We start from the raw sequence: 24452 nt of genomic DNA, 5'->3' as shown, positions 1-24452 counted from the left end.
ATTGGCGTTGGCGTACCGGACCGCACACTCGACGTGGCGTGGCGGGTTATTTGACCGCGAACGTCACCGGTAGGCCGCGCGGTGAACGGAACGGCTGTCCGTAGATGTGCGGGTTGCCCTCGGTGATGAGTGTGATCTCGGCGAGTCGATCCAACAGACACTCCATGGCAACCCGCATCTCCATGCGGGCCAGATGCAGTCCCATGCAGGTGTGCTCGCCGGCGGCGAACGTGATGTGCGGAATCCACTTGCGGAAGATGTCGAACTCCTCGGAGCGCTCCCACCGGGCTTCGTCACGGTTTGCCGACCCGATGCAGACGTCGATGACGGCGCCGGAGGGCACCGGGACACCCGCGATCTCGGTGTCACGGATGGCGGTGCGCTGCACCGTGGTCAGCGGGGTTTCGTAGCGCAGGCCCTCTTCGATGGCGGCGCCGATCAGGTTGTGGTCGGCCCGGACCGCGGCCAGCTGCTCGGGATGCGTCAGCAGCAGGAACAGCAGGTTGCTGGTGGCGCGGTAGGTGGTCTCCAGCCCGGCCGGCAGCAGCAGGCGCAGGAAGGAGTAGATCGCCTCGTCGGTGAGTTTCTCGCCGTCGACCTCAGCGGTGACCAGGTCGCCGATGATGTCCTCGGTCGGGTGCGCCTTGCGCTTGTCCATCTGGGCCAGGAAGTACTCCTTCAGCTCCGCCGACGCGGTGAACGCGCGCTCGTAGTTGACGGTGTAGCTGATCAGTTCCATCGCGCGCTGACGGAACCAGGACAGATCCTCCTCGGGCAGGCCCAGCAGCTTGGAGATGACCCGGGTGGGGAACTCGAACGTGAAATCGGCGACCAGATCGGCGGTGCCGGCGTCGACGAACTCATCGATCAGGGCGGTGCAGACGGGCCGGACCACGGCGGGTTCCCAGTGTGCCAACGACCGGCGCTTGAACGCCGACGACACCAGGTTGCGGTGCTTGCGGTGCTTCTCGCCCTCCATTGCCAGGATCGTCGGTCCGATGAACAGGCCGATGGTGACGTCGTAGATGCGCGAGTTGAACGAGTCCGCATCCCGGAAGACTTGGTTCACGGCTTCGAAGGAGACGGCGGCGAACTGTGTTTCGGGCCGAAGTGATGCCGGGGTCTTGGAGTAGTCCATGACCGTTCCGGGGAAGACCCCGGCTCTGCCGCGCTTGCTCGCGAAATACGGGTAGGGGTCTTTCAGGTAGCCGGCCGGTTTGTCGAGTCCGGCAGTGACGTCGTCGACCTGACTCTCCACGGCTGGCCTCCGATCTGGTTGAATGAGTTACTGTAATGATTACAGTAAATGATTAAGTGATCGTAACGCCAGCGTCAGGCGAGACTGATGGGCATCCGCTTGATGCCGTGTACGAAGGTGCTCTGCAGGTACTCCGGTTCGCCGAGCGTGACTTCCGGCAGCCGGGTGAGCAGCTCGTAGAACAGGTGGCGCAGCTCCATCCGCGCAACGTGGGTGCCCAGGCAGTAGTGCGCGCCGCCGCCGCCGAAACCCAGGTGCGGGTTGGTGGCACGGGTGATGTCGAATTCGTGCGGCCGGTCGAACACCGTCTCGTCGCGGTTGGCCGAGCAGTAGAACAGCGCGATCTTCTCGCCGGCCTTGATTACGGTCCCGGCGACCTCGGTGTCGGCCACCGCGTGGCGGGCGAAGGCGAGCACCGGTGTGGCCCAGCGGACGAATTCCTCGACCGCGCCGCCGATTCGGTTGTCGAAGTCCGCCAGCAGCCAGGCGCGCTGCTCGGGATGTTCGACGAGGGCCTTGAACGCGTGCGTGGTGGTCTGCTTGGTGGTGTCGTTGCCCGCCGAGCCCAGAAGCACCATGAACGAGCCGAGTTCGGTGTCGGTGAGGCGGTGGCCGTCCACCTCGGCATTGACCAGCTCGGTCATCAGATCGTCGTGCGGCTCGGTGCGGCGGCGCTGCGCCAGCTCGACACCGGAGCCGGCCAGCACGCCCAGCTGCGTCATGACGTGCACGGCCCGTTCCTCCAGCGAGGCGTACTCTTCGTCGCTGCCGCTGAACAGGCACTCGGCGGCGTAGGCGACCTTCTCCTGATCGGCGGGGTCGATACCGATCATGTCGGAGATGGTGCGCATCGGCAGCTGCCCGGAACAGCTTGCGACGAAGTCGATCTGGTCACCGCGGCGCAGCTGCGCCAGCAGGTTGTCGACGATGTCGCGGGAATTGGACTTGATCTGATCCTCGATGCGCCGGACCTGCCGCGGGGTGAAACCCGAGCTGATGAGCTTGCGGTACCGGTCGTGGTCGGGCGGGTCCATGGCCAGAAAGAACGTCATGTTGCGCTGGATCTCGGCCGGCATCGGATCGACGCTGACCCCTTCACTGGAACAGAACAGCTCCTCGTGCTGGCTGACGAACTTGACGTCGGCGTGCCGGGTCGCCGCCCAGTATCCGGTCTCCTCGTGGGGGAAGACTGCGGGCATCGGCCGGTGCCAGGTGAGTCCCTGCTCGCTGCGCAGCGTCGCGAATGTCTCGTCCCGGCTCCGGAAGTCTCTGCCCCAGAAGCTTGTTTCGGAGATGTCGAGGTCGTGATACCGGTGCGGTGAGGTCGGGGTGCTCGAGCTCAGGGTCATGGTTTCCTCTCGGGGGTTGGCCCTAGACGGTGATGGGTGTGCCGGCGGTGATCGAGGTGATGAAACCGCCGTCGACGAGAACGTCCTGGCCGGTTATCCAGCCGGCCGCGGGGGAGCCCAGGAAGTCGATCACCGGCACGATGTCGTCGACGCGCGCGTGCCGACCGACGGTGGCGCGCACGGTGTCGAGCATTTCCTTGCCCATCGACCGCTCGAAGTCGGGCAGGATCGGCGTCTCGACCGGTCCGGGGCTCACCGTGTTGATCCGTACGCCGTATTCGGCTTGCGCGCTCGCGGCCCGCCGCTTGGCGTACAGGATCATGGCTTGCTTGGAGGTGGTGTACACCGGGAAGGCGGGGTCCTGATCGGCCTGCCAGCGCGCCACCGACTCGGCGTCGGTCGCCTCGAGCAATCCGTCGAGCGTCGGTATGCGCTGCTCCCAGCCCAGCCCCGCGGTCGAGGCCACCGCGACCACCGCACCACCGCGCCGCAACCGTGGCAGCATGCCCTCGGTCATCAGGCGCATGCCCAGATAGTTGATCGTCAGCACCTCGGCGGCCGGTGCGGTTCCGGGCACGCCTGCGACGTGGGCCAGCAGGTCCCAGCCGTCGCTGACCCGGCGGGTGAACTCGGTGATCGCGGCGGCATCCCGAAGGTCGCAACAGACATGCTGTGACGCCGGCGTGTGGTGGGCGCGTACGTCAACGGCGAGCACGAAATCGCCGCGCTGGTGGAAGAGCGCGGCTGTGGCCGCGCCGATTCCCGACCCGGCGCCCACGACCACCACCTTGCGCTGCGGGTTGCTCATCGCGCCAGCCTTCTGATGTACCCGAAAAGTCGACAGTAAGCTCGACTGTAACGAATTCGGCGCTTGTGGACAATGCTACGGTTGGCCTTACCGGATAGCCGAAAGCTGCCTTGAGGAGCCGAGAATGAGCACAACAGGCCAGGTCGTGGGGTTTGTTGGAGCCGGCCAGATGGGCGAGCCGATGGTGCTGCGCCTGGTTGACGCCGGGTATCGCGTGCAGGTGTACGCGCGCCGGCCCGAAGTGCGTGAGCGGTTGGCTGCCGCCGGCGCCGTGCCGGTTGACTCGGTTGCCGCGGCTGCGCGCGGTGCCGGTGTGGTGATCAGCTGCCTGTTCTCCGACGCCCAGCTCGTCGACGTCGTCGGCGGTGCCGACGGGTTGTTGGCCAACGCCGACCCCGACACGGTGGTGGTCTCCCACACCACCGGAACGGTGAGCACCCTGACCGGCCTGACGGCAGAGTTCCCGGCCGGTGCGGTGCTGGTGGATGCACCGGTCAGCGGCGGTGCCCACGACATCGCCGCCGGCACGCTGACGGTGTTGCTCGGCGGGCCCGACGACGCGGTGGCCCGCGCGCGGCCGGTCCTGGCGGCCTACGCCGACCCGGTGATCACCACCGGAGAACTCGGCACCGCGCTGAACCTCAAGCTGATCAACAACGTGCTGTTCGCCGCCAACGCGCAACTGGTCGCCGGCGCGGTGGAACTCGGCAAGAGCCTCGGAGTGCGCGACACCAGCCTGTTCGAAGCGCTGGCGCAGTGCAGCGGTGGCAGCCGGGCCGCCGGATATGTGCAGTCGGCCGGCGGGGTGGAGAGCTTCGCCAAAGTCGTTGCCCCCTTTATGCGTAAGGATGTCGCCGCCTGTATCGAGGCCGCCGCCGACCGGGGTGTCGAGCTGGGCCAGCTGCGGACTGTGGCCGAGAACGGGCCGCTGGACCTGTCGTGACGGCCGAGCTGGCGAATCTGCTGGAGAAGCAGCGGCGGTCCTTCATGGCCGATGGGCCGCCCGACGTCGCCGTGCGGCGCCACCGCATCGACCGGTTGCTGGCCATGGTGCTGGACAACACCGACGCCTTCGTCGAGGCGATGGGCGAGGATTTCGGAACCCGGTCGCGCGCGGCCTCACTGTCCACCGAGTTGGTCGGCATGATCCCGGTGATCGAGCACACCAGATCGCATGTCCGGCAATGGATGCGATCCGGCAAGCTGATGCGGGCGGCTCGGTTGGCCGGGCTGCGCGCCGAGGTCCAGCCCAGTCCGCTCGGCGTGGTGGGGATCATCGGCCCGTGGAACTTCCCGCTTCAACTGGTGGTCGTGCCGGCGGCAGCGGCCTTCGCGGCGGGCAACCGGGTGATGATCAAGATGTCCGAGATCACCCGCCACACAGCCGAATTGATGCAGAAGGTTGCGCCGGACTACTTCGGTGATCACGAACTGGCCGTCGTCACCGGCGGCGCCGATGTGGCAGCGGCGTTCGCCGGACTGCCGTTCGACCACGTCTTCTTCACCGGGTCCCCGTCGGTGGGTGCGCTGGTGCAGCGCGCCGCGGCCGACAACCTGGTGCCGGTCACCTTGGAGCTGGGCGGCAAGAATCCCGTCGTGGTGGCACCCGGCGCCGACATCGCACGATCGGCGAAACGGATCGCGTCGGCCCGAATGGTCAACGGCGGCCAGGTCTGCGTGTGCCCGGACTACGTACTGGTACCCGAGCCCGACGTCGAGGCATTCGTCGACGTGGCCCGGCAGACGTTGCGGGACATGTTCCCGACGATCCTGGACAACGGCGACTACTGCTCATGCGTCAACGAGGCCAACTTCGACCGGGTGCTGGGACTGATCGACGACGCACGCGAACGCGGTGCCGTCGTGGAGAGCGTTGCCCCGGACGGGGAGGCGCTGCCGGACCGCGCCTCCCGCAAGATCGCGCCCACCATCGTGCGCGATGCCGACGCCACGATGCGCATCGCCTCCGAGGAGATCTTCGGGCCGGTGCTGATGGTGCAGGGATATGGCAGTCTCGACGATGCGATCGAGACGATCAACGCGCGTCCCGCGCCGCTGGTTGCCTATTGGTTCGGCCCGGGCGGCAATAACTTCCGTGATTTTGTGCGGCGCACCAGAAGTGGTGGAGTGGCCCGCAACGACTTCGCCGCTCAGATGATTCCGTCGGGGGCGCCGTTCGGCGGGGTGGGCCGCAGCGGCATGGGCGCCTATCACGGCAAGGCGGGCTTCGATGCGTTCAGCCATTACCGGACGGTGGTCGGCTCGGATCTGCCGTTCAGCCTGACCGGCAGCGCCGCGCCGCCGTTTAAGCCCGGAATGCAGCGCTACGGCGACATGATGTTGCGCAGGGCGCGCAACCGGACTCGTCGCCGGCTGAAGAAACGCTAGCCCTGCTCGGCCTGCTCGCGCGCCCACCGATAGTCGGCCTTGCCGGCCGGGCTTCGCACGATCTCCGGCCGGAACACGACCGCCTTGGGCAGCTTGTAGCGGGCCAGTGATCCGCCGGCGTGCTCGATGAGTTCGGCGGCGGTGACGGCGGCGCCCTCGGCGAGTGCCACCACGGCCACCACCTCCTGGCCCCAGCGTTCGCTGGGCCGGCCCGCGACCACCACGTCGACTACCCCGGGGTGGGAGGCGATCGCCGTCTCGACCTCTTCGGCGAAGATCTTCTCCCCGCCGGAGTTGATGGTCACCGAGTCCCGGCCGAGCAGCTCGATGGATCCGTCGTCCAGGTGCCGGGCCCGGTCGCCGGGAACGGCGAAACGTGCTCCATCGATCACCGGGAACGTCGCGGCGGTCTTGGCGGCATCGCCCTTGTAGCCCAACGGAACATAGCCGCGCTGACCCAGCCAGCCCAGACCGTCGTGGCCGGGTTCCAGCACCGTGCCGAGGTCTTCGGCCACCACGCAGGTATCCGGTCCGCCGGCGAAGGTTCCGGTGGAGACGGCGCCCGATGTCGACATGTGACGCATCTGGGCTCCGGTCTCCGAGGAGCCGACCCCGTCGATCACCATGGCCCCGGGCAGCGTCTCGACGATCTGCTGCTTGACATACGGCGTCAACAGGGCGCCGCCGTTGGCCACCACCATCAGCGACGACACATCGGCGGTGCCCTTCTTGATGGCGGCGATCAGCGGCCGCGCCATCGCGTCGCCGACCACCGTCACTGACAACACCTTCTCCCGCTCAATGGCACGCACCACGTCGTCGGCGTCGAAATGGTCCACAACCGAAGGGAAGACCAGGGTTTGACCGGTGTTGATCGCCGTCATCACCGCCCACTGGGCGGCGCCGTGGATCAGCGGCGGCAGGATCATCAGCTTGATCCCGGGATTGGCCGCAGCCGGCCCCACGATGTCATCGACGGAGCGCACCTCTTCGGCGGTCATCAGGTTTCGGCCGCCGAACGAGCCCATGAAGATGTCGTGCTGACGCCACAGCACGCCCTTGGGCATCCCGGTGGTGCCGCCGGTGTAGAGCACGTACAGGTCGTCGGCGCAGGGCTGCACCGGTGGCGGCTGGGGCGAACTCTCCGCCAATGCCGCCTCGTAGTCGACCGCCCCGTCCAGCAGGGCGTTGCCGGAGTCATCGGCGATCTGGATCAGCACTTTCAGCTGCGGCAGGTCGGGGAGCACCTCGGCCAGGGTGGCGGCAAACCTGGCGTGATACACCAGGGCGGTGGCACCGGAATCGGCCAGCAGGTAGGCCAATTCGTTGCGAACGTAGCGGTAGTTGACGTTGAACGGTGCCACCCGGGCCCGGAAGCTGCCCAGCAGGGTTTCGACGAACTCGTTGCCGTTATAGGCGTAGATCCCCAGCAGATCCTGTCCGGTCTCGTGCGGAGACAGCTCCGATCGTGCTGTGTGACAACCCAGCCCGCGTGAATGCAGGTACGAGGCCAAGCGGTTGGAGCGCTCAAGGATCTGAGCGTAGCTGTAGCGCCGATCGCCCTGGACGATCATGTCGCGGTCGGGAATCGCCGCGGCCACCGCGTCGATGACCTCCGGCACGGTGAACTGGGTCAGGGTCGCCACGTGCGTATCAGCTCCTCGGTGGTGGTGATCGTCGCCAGCAGCGACAGGGTGTTCTCGATAATGGCAGCACCGTACTCGGCGGGCACACCGGCCACCGCGTCGCGGGGCACCACCACGCGATAGGCGGCATTGACCGCGTCCATGACCAGGTTCGGTATGGCCACGTTCAAGGAGACCCCCACCGCGACCACGGTGGACACGCTCAGATTGCGCAAGACCGCGTCCAGATCGGTTCCGCCCATCGGTCCCACGCCGTGGCAGCGGCTGAGCACCAGGTCAGACGGTTCCGGTCCGAACTCGGGCAACAGGGCGGCGCCGGGGCTGCCCGGCTCGATCTGCACCGCATGGCGGCCGGCGGCGAACAGTCGCGCGTTGTGGTTGGAGCCCGCTCCGTCCGGCCGGCGGTGCACCAGGCAGTGCACCACCCGGACCCCGGCGGTGCGTGCCACCGGCAGCAGCCGGCCGATGTTCGGCAGCGCTTCGCGGCGGGCCTGATCGGCGAGCATCGGCAGTCCGGCGTCGGGGCCGACGACGGCGCCCTGCAGCTCCTGGGTGATGATCGCGGTGTGTGCGGGTGCCACCAGGTCCGCGAGTGCGGTTGTCATGTCAAGACTGTCAGGTCAAGACGACGTCGGCAGCCGGCGCATCGTAGAACTGCTGCGCCCATTTCCGCAGGGTCATAAACGGTTTCGCGTCCACCTTGGCCAGCGCCGGGTGTTCGATGTAGCGCTGGTAGCGCCAGATGCCCAAGTCGTCTTCCACGGTGGTCAAGAACTGTCTCTCGACGCGCCTGCGGATGTCTTCCGGCGGTGCGTCGGAATCATCGCCGGGAAGCCGCGGCCACCAGATCGAATAGAACAGATCCGATCGGCCCTCATCGACCGGTGTGCAGGTGAAGATCAGCCGGTGCTGCTGCACGCCCTCGAAGATGCTGATCGCCCCGCCGAGTCCGAACAGGTGCGAGTGGAACCGCAGCGCCATGTCATCGGGGTCGTCGCTGTTCTCATCGGGCCAGCCGGCGACGAAGTGCCACTCCCGGTCGGCCATCTTCCAGTCCAGCACCCTCGGCGTCACCGTCGCATGGTGCACGTACTGGAAATGCGCGCTGTCGGCGGCGTTTTCGGCGACGATCTGCGGATGAACCGGTTCGCCCTCCAGGCGCCGGGAGAACTCCGGATAGGCCCGGTAGTAGTCCTGCGGGCCGGTGGTGAACTCGGGGAACTTGCCGAAGATGTCCGGCATCTCCCACCCGGGTTCCGCGCCGTCGGGATGGTGCCAGACGAACACACAGCCGTGCTGCTCGCGGACCGGGTAGACCCGAAGCCGCAGCGCCTTGTTCGGCCGGTCCGGCTGATAGGGGATGAACTTGTTGCAGCCATCGGGTCCCCACTGCCACCCGTGGAACGGGCATTCGACGCGTTCTTCGATCACCTTGCCGCCGTGGCCCAGGTGAGCACCCAGGTGCTTGCAGTGCGCCTCCATGACATGCAGCTCGCCGGACTCGCCGCGGTAGGCGACCAGGTCTTCGCCGAAGTAGTGCAGGGCGCGGGTCTGGCCGGCGACGAACTCCGGTGACCAGCCGATCATGAACCAGCCGGTGACCTTCCAGGTGAACGGAACCTTCATCGCGTGTCCTCTCGCGGGCGGTCAACTGAATACCGTACCGTAAACCCGTCGATAGACGCATGCCCGCGGGGTGGAAGGAGTACGGTCATGGGCCGATCCGACCGGGTGCTCGACGAGCTGGGTTACTACCTGCTGGCCGGCGCCGGCGGGGAAGGACCGGCTGCGCTGATGGGCGAGGCGCGCCGTGGCGAGCAACTCGGCTTCGGTACCGCGTTCATCTCCGAGCGCTGGAACGTCAAGGAGGCGTCGTCGCTGGCCGGCGCGGCCTGCGCGGTCACCGAGCGGATGCAGATCGCCACCGCGGCAACCAATCACAACACTCGCCACCCGTTGATCACCGCATCGTGGGCGACCACCATGCACCGGCTGTCCGGTGGGCGGTTCACCCTGGGCCTTGGGCGCGGGGTGGCCGCGATGTACGCGGCGTTCGGTATTCCGGGCGTCACCACCGCGCAGCTGGCCGACTTCGCGCAGGTGATGCGCCGGCTCTGGCACGGCGAGGTGATCTTCGACCACGACGGGCCGATCGGCCGCTACCAGGTGCTGTTTCTGGATCCGGACTTCCGTGAGGACATCCGGCTGGCCTTAGTGGCATTCGGGCGCAAGACGCTTGAGCTGGGTGGGGCGTTGTTCGACGATGTCATTCTGCACACCTACTTCACTCCGGAGACGCTGCAGCGCAGCGTGAAAACGGTGAAGGACGCCGCGGAACGGGCCGGCCGCGACCCGGACGGTGTGCGGGTGTGGTCGTGCTTCGCCACTGTCGGTGATCACCTGCCCGAAGAGCTGCGGCTGCGCAAGACCGTCGGGAGACTGGCGACCTATCTACAGGGCTACGGGGATCTGATGGTGCGCACCAACAACTGGGATCCCGCCGTGCTGCAACGCTTCCGGGAGGATCCGGTGGTGACCTCGATCCCGGGCGGCATCGACCACAAGGCCACCGCCGAGCAGATCGAGCACATCGCGACGTTGCTCCCCGACGAATGGCTGGAACCCGCAGCGACCGGCTCAGCCCGCCAATGCGTCGAACGCATCCGCCGGGAGTTCGACTACGGTGCCGACGCGGTGATCATGCACGGCGCCACCCCGGATGAACTGGAGCCGGTGGTCGCCGCCTACCGCGACGTCGTGGGGTGAGCCCTCCGCTCGCCTTTCCTGCGCGAGGGTGCACAGAATGACAATGTTTGCGGCGTGTCGGCGTGCAGACACGCTCGCTCGCGGAACGGGTAGCGCTCAGTCCAGACCGCCGCGGATGGCGTCGAACGCCTCGCCGAGAAGCTGCGGCAGCGACAGCGACTCGTCGCCCAGCCAGCGCTCGTAGGCGCTCAGCGCCACCCCCAGCATCATCCACGCCACCGTCTGCGGCCGCAGCTCGGCCGGATCCGCACCCTCCCGGCGCGCCACGAACTCCGCGATGACGCCGCGCCAGCCCGCGTACATCGTCATCGAGTAGGCCTGCAGCTCGTCGGTCTGCAGGATCACCCGCATCCGGCGGCGATGCCGGGCCGTCTCACCCTCATCGAAGGTGTTGAACGCCAACAGCGCCGCGCGCAGCGCGTCACCGAGTGGGGCCTCGGGGTCGATGCCGTCCAGCAGTTCACGCAGCTGTCGAAGGTGTACGTCGAAGTCACCCCAGGGGATGGCGTTCTTCGAGGCGTAGTACCGGAACAGGGTGCGGCGGCCGATACCGGCGGACTGCGCGACGTCGTCGACGCTGACCTCACCGAATCCACGCGCCGCGAACAGGTCGATGCCGACGTCGGTGATGTGCTGCCGGGTGGTGGAACGGCGCCGACCAGCGCGGGGCTGAGGTCCCGGCGTACCGCCCATCTGACCGCCCCACTTCCGTTACGGCACTCGATGCCATATTCTGTCCGAGATTGTGACCGACACGACAGTCGGTTGTCGAACACGAACGTCAGAGAGGCCCCCGTGATGGATGAGAACCAGCAGAACGAGACCGCCGAGATCGTGACCGAGAGCCTGGTCGAAGAGGTCTCCATCGACGGCATGTGCGGGGTCTACTGAGCGTGCCGGAGGCAGCCGTGCAGTCGGACGCGCAGACGTTCGACCCCGACCGCGGCTGGCGGTTGCACCCGCAGGTGGCGATTCGTCCGGAGCCGTTCGGTGCGCTGCTGTACCACTTCGGCACCCGCAAGCTGTCGTTTCTGAAGAACCGCACCATCGTCGAGGTGGTGCGGTCACTGGCCGACCATGACGATGTCCGATCCGCCTGCCGAGCAGCCGGAGTCGACAATGCCGACCAGGGTCCGTACCTGCACGCCCTGGGCGTGTTGGCGGACTCGAAGATGCTGATGCCCAGGGAGGGCCAATGACATCCGTGGCACCGGTGCCCCGGCTGATCGAACAGTTCGAGCACGGGCTGGATGCGCCGATCTGCTTGACCTGGGAGCTGACCTACGCGTGCAACCTGGCGTGCGTGCACTGCCTGTCATCGTCGGGCAAGCGCGATCCGCGTGAGCTGTCCACGCAGCAATGCAAGGACATCATCGACGAGCTGGAACGCATGCAGGTGTTCTACGTCAACATCGGTGGTGGGGAACCCACTGTGCGCCCGGACTTCTGGGAGCTGGTGGACTACGCCACCGAGCACCACGTCGGCGTGAAGTTCTCCACCAACGGCCTGCGGATCACACCCGAGGTGGCCGCCAAGCTGGCGGCCAGCGACTACGTCGACGTCCAGATCTCCCTGGACGGTGCGACCGCCGACGTCAACGATGCCGTTCGGGGAGAGGGCTCCTTCGACATGGCGATCCGTGCGCTGGAGAACCTGGCCGCGGCCGGTTTCTCCGACGCCAAGATCTCGGTTGTGGCGACCCGCCACAACATCGACCAACTCGATGACTTCGCCGCGCTGGCCAGTCGGTACGGGGCGACCCTGCGGATCACCCGGTTGCGGCCGTCGGGCCGCGGTGCCGATGTCTGGGACGACCTGCACCCGACCGCCGACCAGCAGGTCGCGCTCTATGACTGGTTGGTCGCCAACGGCGAGCGGGTGCTGACCGGCGACTCCTTCTTCCACCTGTCCGGGCTGGGGGCGCCCGGCGCGCTCGCCGGGCTGAACATGTGCGGTGCCGGCCGGGTGGTGTGCCTGATCGATCCCGTCGGTGACGTCTATGCCTGCCCATTCGCCATCCACGAGCGTTTCCTTGCCGGAAACGTGTTGTCCGACCATGGTTTCGACAACGTCTGGAAGAACTCCCCGCTGTTCCGCGAACTGCGGGAGCCGCAGTCCGCGGGTGCCTGCGGCGGATGCGACCATTACGACAGCTGCCGGGGCGGCTGTATGGCCGCCAAGTTCTTCACCGGGCTGCCACTGGACGGCCCCGACCCGGAATGCGTACAGGGCTACGGTGCCCCGGCGCTGGCCCGAGATCGGGCCAAGCCCCGTCCCTCCGCGGATCATTCCCGTGGCAAGCCGATCACCTCTGTGGTGCCGTTGACGCTGTCCATGCGTCCGCCGGCCCGCCTCTGCAATGAAAGTCCAATCTGATAATGGCTCGTGATGTCTGGTTCGAAACCGTTGCTATCGCCCAGGAAAGAGCCAAAAAGCGACTCCCGAAATCTGCGTACTCGTCGCTGATCTCGGCCAGCGAAAAGGGCTTGACGGTCAGCGACAACGTTGCGGCGTTCAGTGAGCTGGGTTTCGCCCCGCATGTGGTCGGTGCTCCTGCCAGCCGTGAGCTGTCGACAACGGTTATGGGGCAAGAGATATCGATGCCGGTGATGATCTCACCGACCGGTGTGCAGGCGGTCGACCCGGCCGGTGAGGTGGCCGTCGCACGGGCGGCGGCGGCCCGCGGCACCGCGATGGGGCTGTCGTCGTTCGCCAGCAAGCCGATGGAGGAGGTCATCGCCGCCAACCCCAAGACCTTCTTCCAGATCTACTGGCTGGGGGGACGCGACGCCATCGCCGAGCGGGCGGAACGAGCTCGAGAGGCCGGGGCGGTCGGCCTGATCGCGACCACCGACTGGAGCTTCTCGCACGGCCGGGACTGGGGCAGCCCCAAGATCCCGGAGCAGATGGACCTCAAGACCATGGTCAAGATGATGCCGGAGGCCCTGAGTCGGCCGCGGTGGTTCCTGCAGTGGGCCAAGACCATGCGCCCGCCGACCCTGCGGGTGCCCAACCAGGCGCGCCGCGGCGAGCCAGGTCCGCCGTTCTTCCAGGCCTACGGTGAGTGGATGGGCACCCCGCCGCCCACCTGGGACGACATCGCGTGGCTGCGTGAGCTGTGGGGCGGGCCGTTCATGCTCAAAGGCGTGATGCGGGTCGATGACGCGAAACGTGCTGTCGATGCCGGGGTTTCGGCGATCTCAGTCTCCAACCACGGCGGCAACAATCTGGATGGCACCCCCGCGGCTATCCGGGCGCTGCCGGCCATCGCCGAGGCCGTCGGCGACCAGATCGAGGTGCTGCTGGACGGCGGCATCCGGCGCGGCGGCGACGTCGTCAAGGCGGTGGCGTTGGGGGCCCGGGCGGTGATGATCGGCCGGGCGTATCTGTGGGGACTGGCCGCGGCGGGACAGCCCGGGGTGGAGAACGTCCTCGACATCCTTCGCGGCGGCATCGACTCGGCCCTGATGGGGCTCGGCCGGGCCTCGGTGCACGACCTCACGCCGGACGACATCCTGATTCCGGCCGGTTTCTCCCGGGCGCTCGGGGTGCCGGCGGGCCCTGTCGGCTAGTCACCCGGGGCCGCCCATCAGCTCGCCCACCTGCGAAGTCCGGGCCCGGACCTGATACGCCCGTGGCGGACGGGACGGACGTGATAATCAGGCACGATTCCCGGGACGTCGGTGGGCAAAATTTCTCATTGTCGTGCTCGTCAACAACTGGTGTACGACAGGTGAATTCGCTTACCATCGTCCGATGGCGATTCGCGGCGAGCTCGGTAGTTCGACGTCGAGTCAGCTGCAGAACCAGCTACCGGGGCGGTCCGTGACGCTTCTGGTCCCGGTCGGGGCGACCGAACAGCACGGTCCGCACCTGCCGCTGGACACCGATACCCGGATCGCCCAGGCGCTGGCGCGGGGGATGGCCGAGCGGTTGGCCGGCACCCGCGCCGGGCACGACTGGCCGGTTGCGCCCGCCATTGCCTACGGCGCCAGCGGCGAGCATCAGAGCTTCGCCGGAACCATCTCGATAGGCACCGACGCGCTGACCCAGCTGTTGCTGGAGTACGGCCGCTCGGCGTGCTGCTGGGCGCAGCGGGTGGTCTTCGTCAACGGCCACGGCGGCAACGTACCCGCGCTGGCCGAGGCGGTGCGCCGGCTGCGGTTCGAAGCACGCGACGTTGCCTGGTTGCCGTGCGCCGCAGCGCACGCCGATGCCCATGCCGGGCACACCGAAACATCTCTGCTGCTGCATCTTTCACCCGATGAGGTGAGATTCGACCGGGCGCGGCCGGGCAACAGCGCTCCGCTGGCAGAGCTGCTGCCCGCGATGCGGCGCGGTGGTGTCGCCGCGGTGAGCGCCGTCGGGGTGCTCGGCGATCCGACCACCGCCAGTGCCGAGGAAGGGCGACGGATCCTCGCCGAGATGGTCGACGGCGGCGTCGCGTTGATCGACGGCTGGACGCCCGGTCCGGACGGGCTGCTGCGATGACCGCCGCTCGGCTACCCGACGGTTTCGCGGTGCAGGTGGATCGGAAGGTGCGGGTACTGGGTCGCGGGTCCACGCTGTTGGGTGGTTCGCCCACCCGGCTGCTCCGGCTGGCCCCGGCCGCCCAGGGCATGTTGTCCGACGGCCGTCTGGAAGTACGTGACGCCGTCAGCGCACAGCTGGCCCGCACCCTGCTCGACGCCACCGTCGCCCATCCGCGTCCGGCCGGCGGACCCTCGCATCGGGACGTCACCGTGGTTATTCCGGTGCGGGACAACATCGTCGGGCTCCAACGGCTGATGGCCTCACTGCGGGGCCTGCGTGTTGTCGTGGTGGACGACGGGTCGCAGGTCCCGGTGCGCCGCGAGGAGCTGACGGCCGGGCACTGCTGCGAGGTGGAGGTGTTGCGTCACCCGGAGAGCAGAGGTCCGGCGGCGGCGCGCAACGCCGGCCTGGCGGCCTGTAAGACGGAGTTCGTGGCGTTCCTGGATTCCGACGTGGTGCCGCGCCGGGGCTGGCTGGAAGCACTGTTGGGGCATTTCTGCGATCCGACGGTGGCGCTGGTCGCCCCGCGCATCGTCGGCATGGCCGACAGCGGTCACCTGGTGGCGCGATACGAGGCGATCCGTTCGTCGCTGGACCTGGGTGGTTGCGAGGCGCCGGTGGTCCCGTACGGCAAGGTCGCCTACGTCCCGAGCGCGGCGATCATCTGCCGCTGCTCGGCGCTGCGCGAGCTGGGCGGCTTCGATGAGGCGCTGCGGTCCGGGGAGGATGTGGACCTGTGCTGGCGGTTGGTGGACGCCGGCAAGAGGCTGCGCTACGAGCCGATCGCGCAGGTTGCCCACGACCACCGGGTGCAGCTGCGGGATTGGGTGGCGCGCAAGGCGTTTTACGGTGGATCGGCGGCGCCGCTGTCGGCCCGCCACCCGGACAAGGCAGCCCCGATGGTGATCTCCGGGTGGGCGCTGGTGGGCTGGGCCCTGATGGCGCTGGGCTCGGCACTGGGCTACCTGGTCTCGTTGGCCATCACGGCACTGACCGGGCACCGGGTTGCCAAGTCCATGCGGGGTCCGGACACCGCGCCCGCGGACGTGCTGATGGTGACGTTGCGCGGTCTGGCCGCCGCCGGGCTGCAGATCGCCTCGGCCCTGTGCCGGCACTACTGGCCTGTCGCCCTGCTGGCCGCGCTGGTGTCCCAGCGCTGCCGCCGGGTGGTGCTGGTGGCGGCGGTCAGCGACGGGGTGGTGGATTGGCTGCGGCACGCGCGCTGTGAAGACGATGACCGGCCACTCGGGTTGCCGGCCTATCTGCTGCTCAAGCGGGTCGACGACCTGGCCTACGGGGCCGGCCTGTGGGGCGGCGTGCTGCGGGAGCGCAACCTTGCCGCCCTCAAGCCGCAGATCCGCAGTTAGGTCGCCTTGACCGTTTCGGTGTTGCACAGCGATACCCTCATAGTGGGTGCCGGGAGTGCGGGATCTATTGTCGCAGCACTACTCTCGTCTGATTCGGCGTGCGCTGTGACCGTCCTGGAGTCGGGGCCGGGACTGGCCGATCCCGCTCTGGCCGCGCATGCGGCGAATGCCGCGCAGCTGCCGATCGGCGCGGCCAGCCCATTGGTCCAGCGATATCAAGCCGAGCTGACCAGCGGATTCGGCAATCCGGTGACGATAATGCGGGGCGCCACAATCGGTGGTTCGGGCGCTGTCAACGGTGGTTACTTCTGCCGGGGAGTCCCGGTCGACTTCGACGCCTTCCCGCCCGGTTGGTCATGGCCGCAGGTGCTGGAGTCCTTCCGGGCCATCGAGACCGACCTTGACTTCCGCGGCCCCCAACACGGGGAATCCGGGCCGATACCTGTGCGTCGTAGCCGTGAAACATGTATCGGCACAGAGCGATTCATAAGGCTCGTCGAGCGGGCCGGATTCAGGTGGATCGCCGACCTCAACGACACGACGACGACGTCGCTGGGCGGCGCCGGGCTTGTCCCCCTCAATATCGTCGACGGTGTGCGCACCGGACCGGGCGCGGCCTTCCTGCTGCCCGCGCTGAATCGGCCCAACCTGACCGTGCTCTCCGAGACCCGGGCGGTGCGGATCGAGGTCTCCGGTGGCCGGGCCGTGGCCGTCGAGGCGATCGGGGAGCAGGGTCGGATCAGATTGACCGCGGATCGAATCATTCTGTGCGCCGGGGCGATCGGGTCAGCACATCTGCTGATGCTGTCCGGAATCGGCGAGGAGGAGATGCTGCGCAACGCCGGCATCGCGGTGCATTCGAGGCTTCCGGTGGGTGTGCACTGTGCGGATCACCCGGAATGGCTGGTCGCGGCCAACTGGCCGGGAACACCGGGCCGTCCGGTGCTCGAGGCGGTGCTGCACCACGAAGACCTGGAAATCCGCCCTTACACCACCGGTTTCGGCGCGATGATCGGTGAAGCCGGGCCGGCTGATCCACCGCAGATCGGGGTGGCGCTGATGGTGCCGCGGGCCCGCGGCCGGGTGAGCCTGGTCTCGCCCGACCCGCAGGTCCCGCCGCGCATCGAGCACCGCTATGACACCGAACCGGACGACCTGGCGGCACTGCGCCGCGGCGTGGATCTGGTCGGGCAGCTACTGGGCGCGAAAACCGCTGGCGCTGAGCCGCGTTGGTCCACCTCGCAGCATCTGTGCGGTAGCGCCCCGATGGGCGTCGACGACGACGAAGCGGCGGTGCTGGACGCGCAATGCCGAGTGCGCGGTATCGACGGGCTGTGGGTGATCGACGGTTCGGCGCTGCCCCGGATCACCAGCCGCGGCCCGCACGCGACGATCGCCATGCTGGCGCACCGGGCCACGACGTTGCTGCACGGTCAGGAACGCATCCGGTAGCGGATCGGCAGGTGCTTGATGCCGCCGACGAATGTCGTCGACACCAGCTGCGGTTCGCCGGCGAGTTCGATGTCCTCCAGCCGGGGTAACAGGGCGGTGAAGAAACTGTTGATCTCCATGCGGGCCAACGCGGATCCCACGCAGAAGTGCACGCCGTGGCCGAACGCCAGGTGCTTGTTCGGGTCGCGTCCGACGTCGAAGACGAACGGGTCGGCGAACACGTCCTCGTCGCGATTGGCCGAAACGTAGGACAGATAGACGGATTCGCCCTTGGCGATCGGCACCCCGCGCACCTCGGTGTCGACGGTCGCGGTACGCATGAACTCCTTGACCGGGGTCACCCACCGGATGATCTCCTCCACCGCGGTCGGCATCAGCTGCATGTCCTGGCGGAGCCGCTCACGCTGATCGGGGTGTTCGACGAGTGCCCGCAGACCGCCGCTGATCGCGGCGCTGGTGGTGTCGTGGCCGGCAGTGGCCAGGATGACGTAGTAGGAGGCGGTGTCCACGTCGGACAGCGGCTCGCCATCGATACGGGCGTTGGCGATGGTGGATGCGATGTCGTCGGTGGGGTGGGCACGCCGCTTTGCGGTGAGCTCGTTGAAGTACGCGAAGAAATCGAGCAGCACCGGCAGCTGCTCCTCCGGGGTGATCCCGCGGCGGTATTCGTCGTCATCGCCGCCGAACAGTTCCTGGGTCAACCGCAGCATCCGGGGAAAGTCCGACTCCGGCAGCCCCAGCAGCGACATGATCACGTAAAGCGGGTAGTTGACCGCGATCTCCTGAACGAAGTCGCATTCGGGACCGACCTCGGCCATCTTGTCGACGTAGCGGTGCGCCAATTCGTCGACGCGGGCCTTCATCGCCCGCATCGCCTTGGGGCGGAACCAGTCCGACGCGATGGTCCGCATCTTGTGATGCAGCGGATCGTCCATATGGATCAGGGTGCGCAGCCCCATGCCGGACGCCAGCAACTGCTGCTGCAGATCGTCGGCGGCGGCGGGGGCCAGCAACGGCCGGGGCTCGTTGATCCACAGCACGTTGTCGCGCTCGATCTCCAGGATGTCTGCGTGCCGGGTGACCGCCCAGAACGGTCGATAGGGCGGGTGATCCACCAGCGACACCGGCGCGTGCGCCCGCAGGTGGGTCAGGGCCGCATGCAGGCGGGGTTCGTCGGCGTAGGCGGTCGGGTCGGCGAACACCCGGGACGCCTCATCGATGATCGGAGTGCTCAATGCCCGGCTCCTTGTCCCGCGGATTTCTTGACACGTGTCAGCTTTTTACCCAGTGTCGGGGATCGTCGCCCGTCGTGGCGGTGATTTGCGGCGATCCGGCAGATTAGGCTCATCGGTCATGTTGACCGGAACCTGCCGCCGACGGGGCCTGCGGGCCGTCGCCGTGGCGCTGGCACTGATCACCGCGCTGGTCGCCGGGTGCGCGCGGTCCGACGGAGCCGCGTCGCAGCCGACGGCCGGGTTCCACGCGGTCGCGCTCAACGCCGACGTCGTGCGGACCGGTTCCGGGCTGCTGAAGGGGACCGTCGCGCTGGATCACCGGTTGTTCCAGGGGATCCCGTATGCCGCGCCCCCGATCGGACCGCTGCGTTGGCAACCGCCGGCGCCCATGCCGGCGTGGCCGGGCGTGCGCGACGCCGCCGAACCTGGGCCGTGGTGTATCCAGCCGGACACCGCCGATGTGGACCCGATCAGCGAAGACTGCCTGACGCTCAATGTGTGGACGCCCACCGGTTCGGCCGCCGAGCCGCTGCCGGTCATGGTCTGGATTCACGGCGGCAGTTTCATGCGGGGCGCCGGCGACATCTACCACGCGCAACGGCTGGCGGTCCGCGGCCGCATCATCGTCGTCACCATCAACTACCGGCTGGGCGCGCTCGGGTTCTTGGCCGACCCCGCACTGGGAGAGGCCGGCAACTACGGCCTGGCCGACCAGCAGGCGGCACTGCGCTGGGTCCGCGACAACATCGGTGAGTTCGGCGGCGACCCGGCCAAGGTGACCATCGCCGGCGAGTCGGCCGGGGCCATGTCGGTCTGCGATCACCTGGTCGCACCGGATTCGGCGGGGCTGTTCAGGGCGGCGATCATCCAGAGTGGACCGTGCCAGTCACAGGTCGAGCTGGCCGAGGCGCAACGGATCAGCCGTGACTACACGGAATCGATGGGGTGTGCCCAGCGCGGCACGGCGGGCCAGGATCCCGACGAGGAGATCGCGTCCTGTCTGCGCGCACTGCCGCCGGACCGGCTGACCAAGCCGCTGTGGTATGCGCGGTTCGGCTCGGATCAGCTCAGCGGCCCGGCGATCGGAACTCCGCTGCTGCCCAAAGACCCGGTGCGGGAGTTCCGGGAGTCCGGGGATTCGGCAGCCGGCGTCACCGCTCGCAGACCGGTGCTGCTGGGTATCAACCGTGACGAGTTCACCATGTTCGTGGCGCTGCGGTATCTGCGTGTCGGGCGGGAGATCACCGCCGCGGAGTACCCCGAGGAGCTGTTCGACACCTTCGGCCCCGATGTCAGCGCCGCCGTGGCCGACCACTATCCGCCCTCCCGGTTCGACGGCAGCGTCTCGCTGGCCTACGCGGCCGCGGTGACCGACGACATCTTCGCCTGCGTGGCGGACCGGATGGCGCGCGGGCTGGCCGGCAGCGCGCCGGTGTTCGGCTACGAGTTCGACGACCCGAACGCCCCGGCCCCGGATCTGTACGACCAGGTGCCGTTCCCGATCGGGGCCACCCATTCCCTGGAGATGCGCTACCTGTTCGACATCGGCGGCGCGCCGCCGCTGAACCCCGTCCAGCGCCGACTGTCCGACCAGATGGTCGAGTACTGGACCGGGTTCGTGGTGACCGGAGCGCCGGTCGGCGTGGGGCAACCCGACTGGCCCGCAATCGGAACAGGTTCCGACCGGCGGTGGATGTCGCTGCGACCCGATGGCAACCGGGTCATCAACGACTACGCCACCGAGCACCGGTGCGACTTCTGGGCGACGGTGCGGGGCTGACCCACGGGTCACTCTTCTTCGCCGAGCGTGTACTCAGTACGAAAAATCGCCGGCCTGAAATCTCGGTCTCAGTACACGCTCGGCGGGGGTGGGGCAGGCGGGGGAGACGGAGTAGGCGCCCCGATCAGGCCGGCGTCACCCAGGTGGTGATGTCGGCGTGCACCACCTCCGCGCCGGTCTTGTCGGTGACGCTGACCGGCACCACCACCTCGGTGCCCTCTGTGATGGATCCGAAGTCCGGCAGCTCCAGGCGGGCCGTCGCCCGCAGCGACGTCGTCGCCTTGGCCAGGTACTGCACGTTCATCGCCTTGGGGATCCAGCGGTGAGTGCGCGGCACGGTGGCCTCCATCAGCATTCCCATCGCTACCTCGGCGGCATTGCAGGAGGCGATCGCGTGCACCGTGTGCAGGTGGTTGTAGACGAAAGGCCACTTCGGCACCAGCACTTCCGCCAGCCCGGGCTCCATTCGGACCACGTGTGGGAGCACCGAGGCGAAGTAGGGGACCCGGGCCATCGCCGCGGCCGAGAACAGCCGGGTGCCGCCGGGCATGCCCGCGAGCCGTCGCCATGTCTGATAAGTACTGGTAGATCCGGTCACGCCTACCGATCTTACCGACAAGTAAGATCGCGTGTCGGGCGGCTCTTCGGTGACCTGTCCGGCGGCCCGGCGGAGCTACGGCTGGGTTGATGCCGCGGTTCCAGCTTCGCCTCTCCTTCGTCGAGTCTTGCTAAACCGCGGGGATTTGGCCGCTGAACCGATCTGGGGCATACTGTTCAGGTTCGCCTGCGCCAGGTTTGCCCCTGGCTGGGCATACGACCAGCGCCCACCCGGGCGCATCCGGTCCCACTCTCGCAGTACGGAGTTTTTTCACCGTGCACGAGGCCGCGTGCGGGCGACACGCCCGACCGCGGGGACCGGTGGACCAGGACAGGTAAACAGCGGCGGCAGCGCCCAGCGCAGTGTCGACACCGGACCCACGGGTCCGACAGACGAGCTGGGGCACGAAAGGGCTCGAAACATCGAGCCCCCTTTGCAGGAGTGAGGTAGCAGAAGCGTGGCGGGACAAAAGATCCGCATCAGGCTCAAGGCCTACGACCATGAGGCGATTGACGCCTCGGCGCGCAAAATCGTCGAGACGGTCACCCGCACCGGGGCGTCCGTGGTGGGCCCGGTGCCGCTGCCGACCGAGAAGAACGTCTATTGCGTCATCCGGTCCCCGCACAAGTACAAGGACTCGCGGGAGCACTTCGAGATGCGCACCCACAAGAGGTTGATCGACATCCTCGATCCCACGCCGAAGACCGTTGACGCCCTGATGCGCATCGATCTGCCGGCCAGCGTCGACGTCAACATCCAATAAGGCATCCCAGTAGGAGCTCGGAAGAAACCATGGCACGCAAAGGTATTTTGGGTACCAAACTGGGCATGACACAGGTGTTCGACGAGAACAACAAGGTCGTGCCGGTCACGGTCGTCAAGGCCGGACCGAATGTGGTGACCCGCATCCGCACCCCCGAGCGGGACGGCTACAGCGCCGTGCAGCTCGCATACGGCGAGATCAGCCCTCGCAAGGTCAACAAGCCGCTGACCGGTCAGTACGCCGCCGCCGGGGTCAACCCGCGCCGGCACCTGGCCGAGTTGCGGCTGGACAGCGAAGATGCAGCGGCGGCTTATGAAGTCGGTCAGGAGCTGACCGCCGAGATCTTCGCCGACGGCAGCTACGTCGACGTCACCGGAACCTCCAAGGGCAAGGGCTTCGCCGGCACCATGAAGCGGCACGGCTTCCGCGGCCAGGGCGCCGGACACGGCGCCCAGGCGGTGCACCGCCGGCCGGGCTCGATCGGCGGCTGCTCGACCCCCGGCCGGGTGTTCAAGGGCACCCGGATGTCGGGCCGGATGGGCAACGACCGCGTCACCACCCAGAACCTGGTGGTGCACAAGGTCGACGCCGAGAACGGCGTGCTGTTGATCAAGGGCGCCATTCCGGGACGCAACGGTGGGCTGGTTCTGGTCCGCAGCGCGATCAAAAAGGGTGAGAAGTAATGGCCGGCATCAAGATTGACGTCAAGACTCCGGACGGCAAGAAGAGCGGCTCGGTCGAGCTGCCCGCCGAGCTGTTCGACGCTCCCGCCAACATCGCGCTGATGCACCAGGTGGTGATCGCTCAGTTGGCTGCGGCCCGTCAGGGTACGCACTCGACCAAGACCCGCGGTGAGGTCAGCGGCGGTGGCCGTAAGCCCTACCGGCAGAAGGGGACCGGCCGGGCCCGTCAGGGTTCGACCCGGGCGCCGCAGTTCACCGGTGGTGGCGTGGTGCACGGCCCGAAGCCGCGCGACTACAGCCAGCGCACCCCGAAGAAGATGATCGCCGCCGCCCTGCGCGGAGCGTTGTCGGACCGGGCGCGCAACGGCCGGATCCACGCGGTCACCGAGCTGGTGAGCGGACAGACCCCGTCGACCAAGAGCGCCAAGACGTTCCTGGGTTCGATCACCGACCGCAAGCAGGTGCTGGTGGTCATCGGCCGGGCCGACGAGACGGGCGCCAAGAGTGTGCGCAACCTGCCGGGTGTGCACATCCTGTCGCCGGACCAGCTCAACACCCACGATGTGCTGCGTGCCGACGACGTGGTGTTCAGCGTTGAGGCCCTGAATGCCTACATCGAGGCGCACACCGCCAAAACCGAGGAGGTTTCGGCCTGATGGCGACCATCACCGACCCCCGCGACATCATCCTCGCGCCGGTCATCTCCGAGAAGTCCTACGGGCTGATCGAGGACAACGTGTACACGTTCGTGGTGCACCCCGACTCGAACAAGACGCAGATCAAGATCGCGATCGAGAAGATCTTCGCCGTCAAGGTCGCGTCGGTGAACACCGCGAACCGTCCGGGTAAGCGCAAGCGGTCCCGGGCCGGCTACGGCAAGCGCAAGGACACCAAGCGCGCCATTGTGACCCTGGCGCCCGGCAGCAAGCCGATCGACCTGTTCGCCGCACCGGCCTGACCGGAGTGAGAGAGAGACCTAACTGACATGGGAATCCGCAAGTACAAGCCGACGACCCCCGGTCGTCGCGGTGCCAGCGTCTCCGATTTCGCTGAGCTCACCCGCTCTCACCCGGAGAAGTCGCTGGTTCGGCCGCTGCACGGCCACGGCGGGCGTAACGCCCACGGCCGGATCACCACCCGGCACAAGGGTGGCGGCCACAAGCGCGCCTACCGGGTGATCGACTTCCGTCGCCACGACAAGGACGGCGTCAACGCCAAGGTCGCGCACATCGAGTACGACCCGAACCGCACCGCGCGGATCGCGCTGCTGCACTACCTGGACGGCGAGAAGCGCTACATCATCGCCCCGCAGGGCCTGTCGCAGGGCGACGTGGTGGAGTCGGGTGCCAACGCCGACATCAAGCCGGGCAACAACCTCCCGCTGCGCAACATCCCGGCCGGCACCCTGGTGCACGCCGTGGAGCTGCGCCCGGGCGGCGGTGCCAAGCTGGCCCGCTCGGCCGGGTCCAGCATCCAGCTGCTCGGTAAGGAAGGCACCTACGCCTCGCTGCGTATGCCTTCCGGCGAGATCCGCCGGGTCGACGTGCGCTGCCGCGCCACCGTCGGCGAGGTGGGCAACGCCGAACAGGCCAACATCAACTGGGGTAAGGCGGGCCGGATGCGGTGGAAGGGCAAGCGCCCGACCGTCCGTGGTGTGGTGATGAACCCGGTGGACCACCCGCACGGTGGTGGTGAGGGCAAGACCTCCGGTGGCCGGCACCCGGTCAGCCCGTGGGGTAAGCCGGAGGGTCGCACCCGCCGGCCGAACAAGCCCAGCGACAAGCTCATCGTCCGACGCCGGCGCACCGGCAAGAAGCGCTAGGAA

25 protein-coding genes are annotated in these 24452 nt (G+C 67.8%); 16 read left to right on the top strand and 9 right to left on the bottom strand.

All coding sequences use genetic code 11. The features are described from left to right. Positions 1-46: 46 nt before the first annotated feature. From AWC16_RS02070 to AWC16_RS02060, 3 genes are all read right to left on the bottom strand, one after another. Positions 47-1258, bottom strand: a complete 1212-nt coding sequence (locus AWC16_RS02070) for a cytochrome P450 (protein WP_085263148.1) — start codon at positions 1256-1258, stop codon at positions 47-49. Between the two features lie 74 nt (positions 1259-1332). Continuing rightward, a complete protein-coding gene (locus AWC16_RS02065; protein ID WP_085263147.1) occupies positions 1333-2607 on the bottom strand; it encodes a cytochrome P450 in 1275 nt (424 codons plus the stop codon). A 22-nt stretch (positions 2608-2629) separates the two neighbouring features. Then, on the bottom strand, positions 2630-3415 hold the full coding sequence (locus tag AWC16_RS02060) for a coniferyl-alcohol dehydrogenase (protein ID WP_085263146.1): 786 nt from the start codon (positions 3413-3415) through the stop codon (positions 2630-2632). Positions 3416-3539: 124 nt separating this feature from the next. Here AWC16_RS02060 and AWC16_RS02055 point away from each other — a divergent pair, with 124 nt between their 5' ends. Both AWC16_RS02055 and AWC16_RS02050 read left to right on the top strand, forming a co-directional pair. Next, positions 3540-4358 (top strand): NAD(P)-dependent oxidoreductase, encoded by an 819-nt coding sequence (locus AWC16_RS02055; RefSeq protein WP_085263145.1) that lies wholly within the window; start codon positions 3540-3542, stop codon positions 4356-4358. 17 nt (positions 4359-4375) lie between these two features. Beyond that, positions 4376-5803 (top strand): aldehyde dehydrogenase family protein, encoded by a 1428-nt coding sequence (locus AWC16_RS02050; protein WP_085263274.1) that lies wholly within the window; start codon positions 4376-4378, stop codon positions 5801-5803. Here AWC16_RS02050 and AWC16_RS02045 read toward each other — a convergent pair. The 3 genes from AWC16_RS02045 to AWC16_RS02035 are packed head-to-tail and all read right to left on the bottom strand — an operon-like array spanning position 5800 to position 9075. Beyond that, the gene (locus AWC16_RS02045) at positions 5800-7449 is read right to left on the bottom strand and encodes an acyl-CoA synthetase (RefSeq protein WP_085263144.1); all 1650 of its coding nucleotides are present in this window, start codon (positions 7447-7449) and stop codon (positions 5800-5802) included. The genes AWC16_RS02050 and AWC16_RS02045 overlap by 4 nt on opposite strands. Further along, on the bottom strand, positions 7437-8054 hold the full coding sequence (locus AWC16_RS02040; protein ID WP_085263143.1) for a cysteine hydrolase family protein: 618 nt from the start codon (positions 8052-8054) through the stop codon (positions 7437-7439). The genes AWC16_RS02045 and AWC16_RS02040 overlap by 13 nt, the downstream gene beginning before the upstream one ends. A gap of 10 nt (positions 8055-8064) precedes the next feature. Continuing rightward, positions 8065-9075: an aromatic ring-hydroxylating oxygenase subunit alpha gene (locus AWC16_RS02035; protein WP_085263142.1), complete on the bottom strand. Its 1011-nt coding sequence runs from the start codon at positions 9073-9075 to the stop codon at positions 8065-8067. A gap of 87 nt (positions 9076-9162) precedes the next feature. Here AWC16_RS02035 and AWC16_RS02030 point away from each other — a divergent pair, with 87 nt between their 5' ends. Beyond that, entirely contained in the window at positions 9163-10215 is a 1053-nt protein-coding gene (locus tag AWC16_RS02030; protein WP_085263141.1) for a TIGR03857 family LLM class F420-dependent oxidoreductase, read from the top strand. A 96-nt stretch (positions 10216-10311) separates the two neighbouring features. On the opposite strand, the gene mftR is transcribed toward AWC16_RS02030, so the two are convergent. Beyond that, a complete protein-coding gene (gene mftR / locus AWC16_RS02025; protein WP_085263140.1) occupies positions 10312-10908 on the bottom strand; it encodes a mycofactocin system transcriptional regulator in 597 nt (198 codons plus the stop codon). Between the two features lie 105 nt (positions 10909-11013). Between mftR and mftA the strand changes: the two genes are divergently transcribed. The 7 genes from mftA to mftG all read left to right on the top strand — a co-directional run bounded on the left by mftA (position 11014) and on the right by mftG (position 17568). Next, positions 11014-11106, top strand: coding sequence for a mycofactocin precursor MftA (gene mftA / locus AWC16_RS02020; protein ID WP_085263139.1), 93 nt, complete (start codon positions 11014-11016; stop codon positions 11104-11106). Between the two features lie 2 nt (positions 11107-11108). Next, complete coding sequence (gene mftB, locus AWC16_RS02015) at positions 11109-11414, top strand: mycofactocin biosynthesis chaperone MftB (RefSeq protein ID WP_085263138.1); 306 nt, start codon at positions 11109-11111, stop codon at positions 11412-11414. Further along, positions 11411-12592 carry a mycofactocin radical SAM maturase gene (gene mftC / locus AWC16_RS02010; protein ID WP_085263137.1) on the top strand — a complete coding sequence of 394 codons (1182 nt, stop codon included), beginning with the start codon at positions 11411-11413 and terminating at the stop codon, positions 12590-12592. Before mftB ends, mftC begins: the two co-directional genes overlap by 4 nt. Positions 12593-12594: 2 nt before the next feature. Beyond that, positions 12595-13788: a pre-mycofactocin synthase MftD gene (mftD, locus tag AWC16_RS02005; RefSeq protein ID WP_085263136.1), complete on the top strand. Its 1194-nt coding sequence runs from the start codon at positions 12595-12597 to the stop codon at positions 13786-13788. A gap of 184 nt (positions 13789-13972) precedes the next feature. Further along, a complete protein-coding gene (gene mftE, locus AWC16_RS02000) occupies positions 13973-14707 on the top strand; it encodes a mycofactocin biosynthesis peptidyl-dipeptidase MftE (RefSeq protein ID WP_085263135.1) in 735 nt (244 codons plus the stop codon). Beyond that, positions 14704-16116 carry a mycofactocin biosynthesis glycosyltransferase MftF gene (mftF, locus tag AWC16_RS01995; RefSeq protein ID WP_085263134.1) on the top strand — a complete coding sequence of 471 codons (1413 nt, stop codon included), beginning with the start codon at positions 14704-14706 and terminating at the stop codon, positions 16114-16116. Before mftE ends, mftF begins: the two co-directional genes overlap by 4 nt. A gap of 6 nt (positions 16117-16122) precedes the next feature. Then, positions 16123-17568 carry a mycofactocin dehydrogenase MftG gene (gene mftG, locus AWC16_RS01990; protein WP_085263133.1) on the top strand — a complete coding sequence of 482 codons (1446 nt, stop codon included), beginning with the start codon at positions 16123-16125 and terminating at the stop codon, positions 17566-17568. Here mftG and AWC16_RS01985 read toward each other — a convergent pair. After that, positions 17550-18803 (bottom strand): cytochrome P450, encoded by a 1254-nt coding sequence (locus tag AWC16_RS01985; RefSeq protein WP_085263132.1) that lies wholly within the window; start codon positions 18801-18803, stop codon positions 17550-17552. The two genes, mftG and AWC16_RS01985, sit on opposite strands and share 19 nt — an antisense overlap. A 118-nt stretch (positions 18804-18921) precedes the next feature. Here AWC16_RS01985 and AWC16_RS01980 point away from each other — a divergent pair, with 118 nt between their 5' ends. Beyond that, on the top strand, positions 18922-20583 hold the full coding sequence (locus AWC16_RS01980; RefSeq protein WP_085263131.1) for a carboxylesterase/lipase family protein: 1662 nt from the start codon (positions 18922-18924) through the stop codon (positions 20581-20583). A 124-nt stretch (positions 20584-20707) separates the two neighbouring features. Here the strand turns inward: AWC16_RS01980 and AWC16_RS01975 are convergent, their stop codons facing one another. After that, positions 20708-21133, bottom strand: coding sequence for a hotdog fold domain-containing protein (locus AWC16_RS01975; RefSeq protein ID WP_085263130.1), 426 nt, complete (start codon positions 21131-21133; stop codon positions 20708-20710). A gap of 505 nt (positions 21134-21638) precedes the next feature. Here AWC16_RS01975 and rpsJ point away from each other — a divergent pair. From rpsJ to rplB, 5 genes are read left to right on the top strand one after another with little or no spacing between them, the layout of a single operon-like run. Continuing rightward, on the top strand, positions 21639-21944 hold the full coding sequence (gene rpsJ / locus AWC16_RS01965; RefSeq protein ID WP_003883485.1) for a 30S ribosomal protein S10: 306 nt from the start codon (positions 21639-21641) through the stop codon (positions 21942-21944). A gap of 29 nt (positions 21945-21973) precedes the next feature. Beyond that, positions 21974-22627, top strand: coding sequence for a 50S ribosomal protein L3 (gene rplC, locus AWC16_RS01960; protein ID WP_085263128.1), 654 nt, complete (start codon positions 21974-21976; stop codon positions 22625-22627). Continuing rightward, positions 22627-23283, top strand: a complete 657-nt coding sequence (gene rplD, locus AWC16_RS01955; protein WP_085263127.1) for a 50S ribosomal protein L4 — start codon at positions 22627-22629, stop codon at positions 23281-23283. Before rplC ends, rplD begins: the two co-directional genes overlap by 1 nt. After that, the gene (rplW, locus tag AWC16_RS01950; protein WP_064855850.1) at positions 23283-23585 is read left to right on the top strand and encodes a 50S ribosomal protein L23; all 303 of its coding nucleotides are present in this window, start codon (positions 23283-23285) and stop codon (positions 23583-23585) included. Before rplD ends, rplW begins: the two co-directional genes overlap by 1 nt. 27 nt (positions 23586-23612) lie before the next feature. After that, on the top strand, positions 23613-24449 hold the full coding sequence (gene rplB / locus AWC16_RS01945) for a 50S ribosomal protein L2 (protein WP_085263126.1): 837 nt from the start codon (positions 23613-23615) through the stop codon (positions 24447-24449). The last annotated feature ends 3 nt before the right edge of the window (positions 24450-24452 follow it).

It is taken from the genome of Mycolicibacter longobardus (assembly GCF_002102265.1).
GTDB classification, from domain to species: Bacteria; Actinomycetota; Actinomycetes; order Mycobacteriales; family Mycobacteriaceae; genus Mycobacterium; species Mycobacterium longobardum.
The sequence above is the reverse complement of the archived record's forward strand: the minus strand, read 5'-3'. Positions and strand labels throughout refer to the sequence as shown.

Bases quoted from the DNA above. Each gene is read 5' to 3' on its own strand.
- AWC16_RS02060 (WP_085263146.1), bottom strand. From the start codon at position 3,415: ATGAGCAACCCGCAGCGCAAGGTGGTGGTCGTGGGCGCCGGGTCGGGA.
- AWC16_RS02035 (WP_085263142.1), bottom strand. From the start codon at position 9,075: ATGAAGGTTCCGTTCACCTGGAAGGTCACCGGCTGGTTCATGATCGGC.
- AWC16_RS01980 (WP_085263131.1), top strand. From the start codon at position 18,922: ATGTTGACCGGAACCTGCCGCCGACGGGGCCTGCGGGCCGTCGCCGTG.
- mftD (WP_085263136.1), top strand. From the start codon at position 12,595: ATGGCTCGTGATGTCTGGTTCGAAACCGTTGCTATCGCCCAGGAAAGA.
- AWC16_RS02040 (WP_085263143.1), bottom strand. From the start codon at position 8,054: ATGACAACCGCACTCGCGGACCTGGTGGCACCCGCACACACCGCGATC.
- rplD (WP_085263127.1), top strand. From the start codon at position 22,627: ATGGCCGGCATCAAGATTGACGTCAAGACTCCGGACGGCAAGAAGAGC.
- AWC16_RS02055 (WP_085263145.1), top strand. From the start codon at position 3,540: ATGAGCACAACAGGCCAGGTCGTGGGGTTTGTTGGAGCCGGCCAGATG.
- mftR (WP_085263140.1), bottom strand. From the start codon at position 10,908: ATGGGCGGTACGCCGGGACCTCAGCCCCGCGCTGGTCGGCGCCGTTCC.
- mftA (WP_085263139.1), top strand. From the start codon at position 11,014: ATGGATGAGAACCAGCAGAACGAGACCGCCGAGATCGTGACCGAGAGC.
- mftC (WP_085263137.1), top strand. From the start codon at position 11,411: ATGACATCCGTGGCACCGGTGCCCCGGCTGATCGAACAGTTCGAGCAC.
- rplW (WP_064855850.1), top strand. From the start codon at position 23,283: ATGGCGACCATCACCGACCCCCGCGACATCATCCTCGCGCCGGTCATC.
- AWC16_RS02030 (WP_085263141.1), top strand. From the start codon at position 9,163: ATGGGCCGATCCGACCGGGTGCTCGACGAGCTGGGTTACTACCTGCTG.
- rplC (WP_085263128.1), top strand. From the start codon at position 21,974: ATGGCACGCAAAGGTATTTTGGGTACCAAACTGGGCATGACACAGGTG.
- AWC16_RS02065 (WP_085263147.1), bottom strand. From the start codon at position 2,607: ATGACCCTGAGCTCGAGCACCCCGACCTCACCGCACCGGTATCACGAC.
- AWC16_RS01975 (WP_085263130.1), bottom strand. From the start codon at position 21,133: ATGCCCGGCGGCACCCGGCTGTTCTCGGCCGCGGCGATGGCCCGGGTC.
- mftF (WP_085263134.1), top strand. From the start codon at position 14,704: ATGACCGCCGCTCGGCTACCCGACGGTTTCGCGGTGCAGGTGGATCGG.
- mftE (WP_085263135.1), top strand. From the start codon at position 13,973: ATGGCGATTCGCGGCGAGCTCGGTAGTTCGACGTCGAGTCAGCTGCAG.
- rplB (WP_085263126.1), top strand. From the start codon at position 23,613: ATGGGAATCCGCAAGTACAAGCCGACGACCCCCGGTCGTCGCGGTGCC.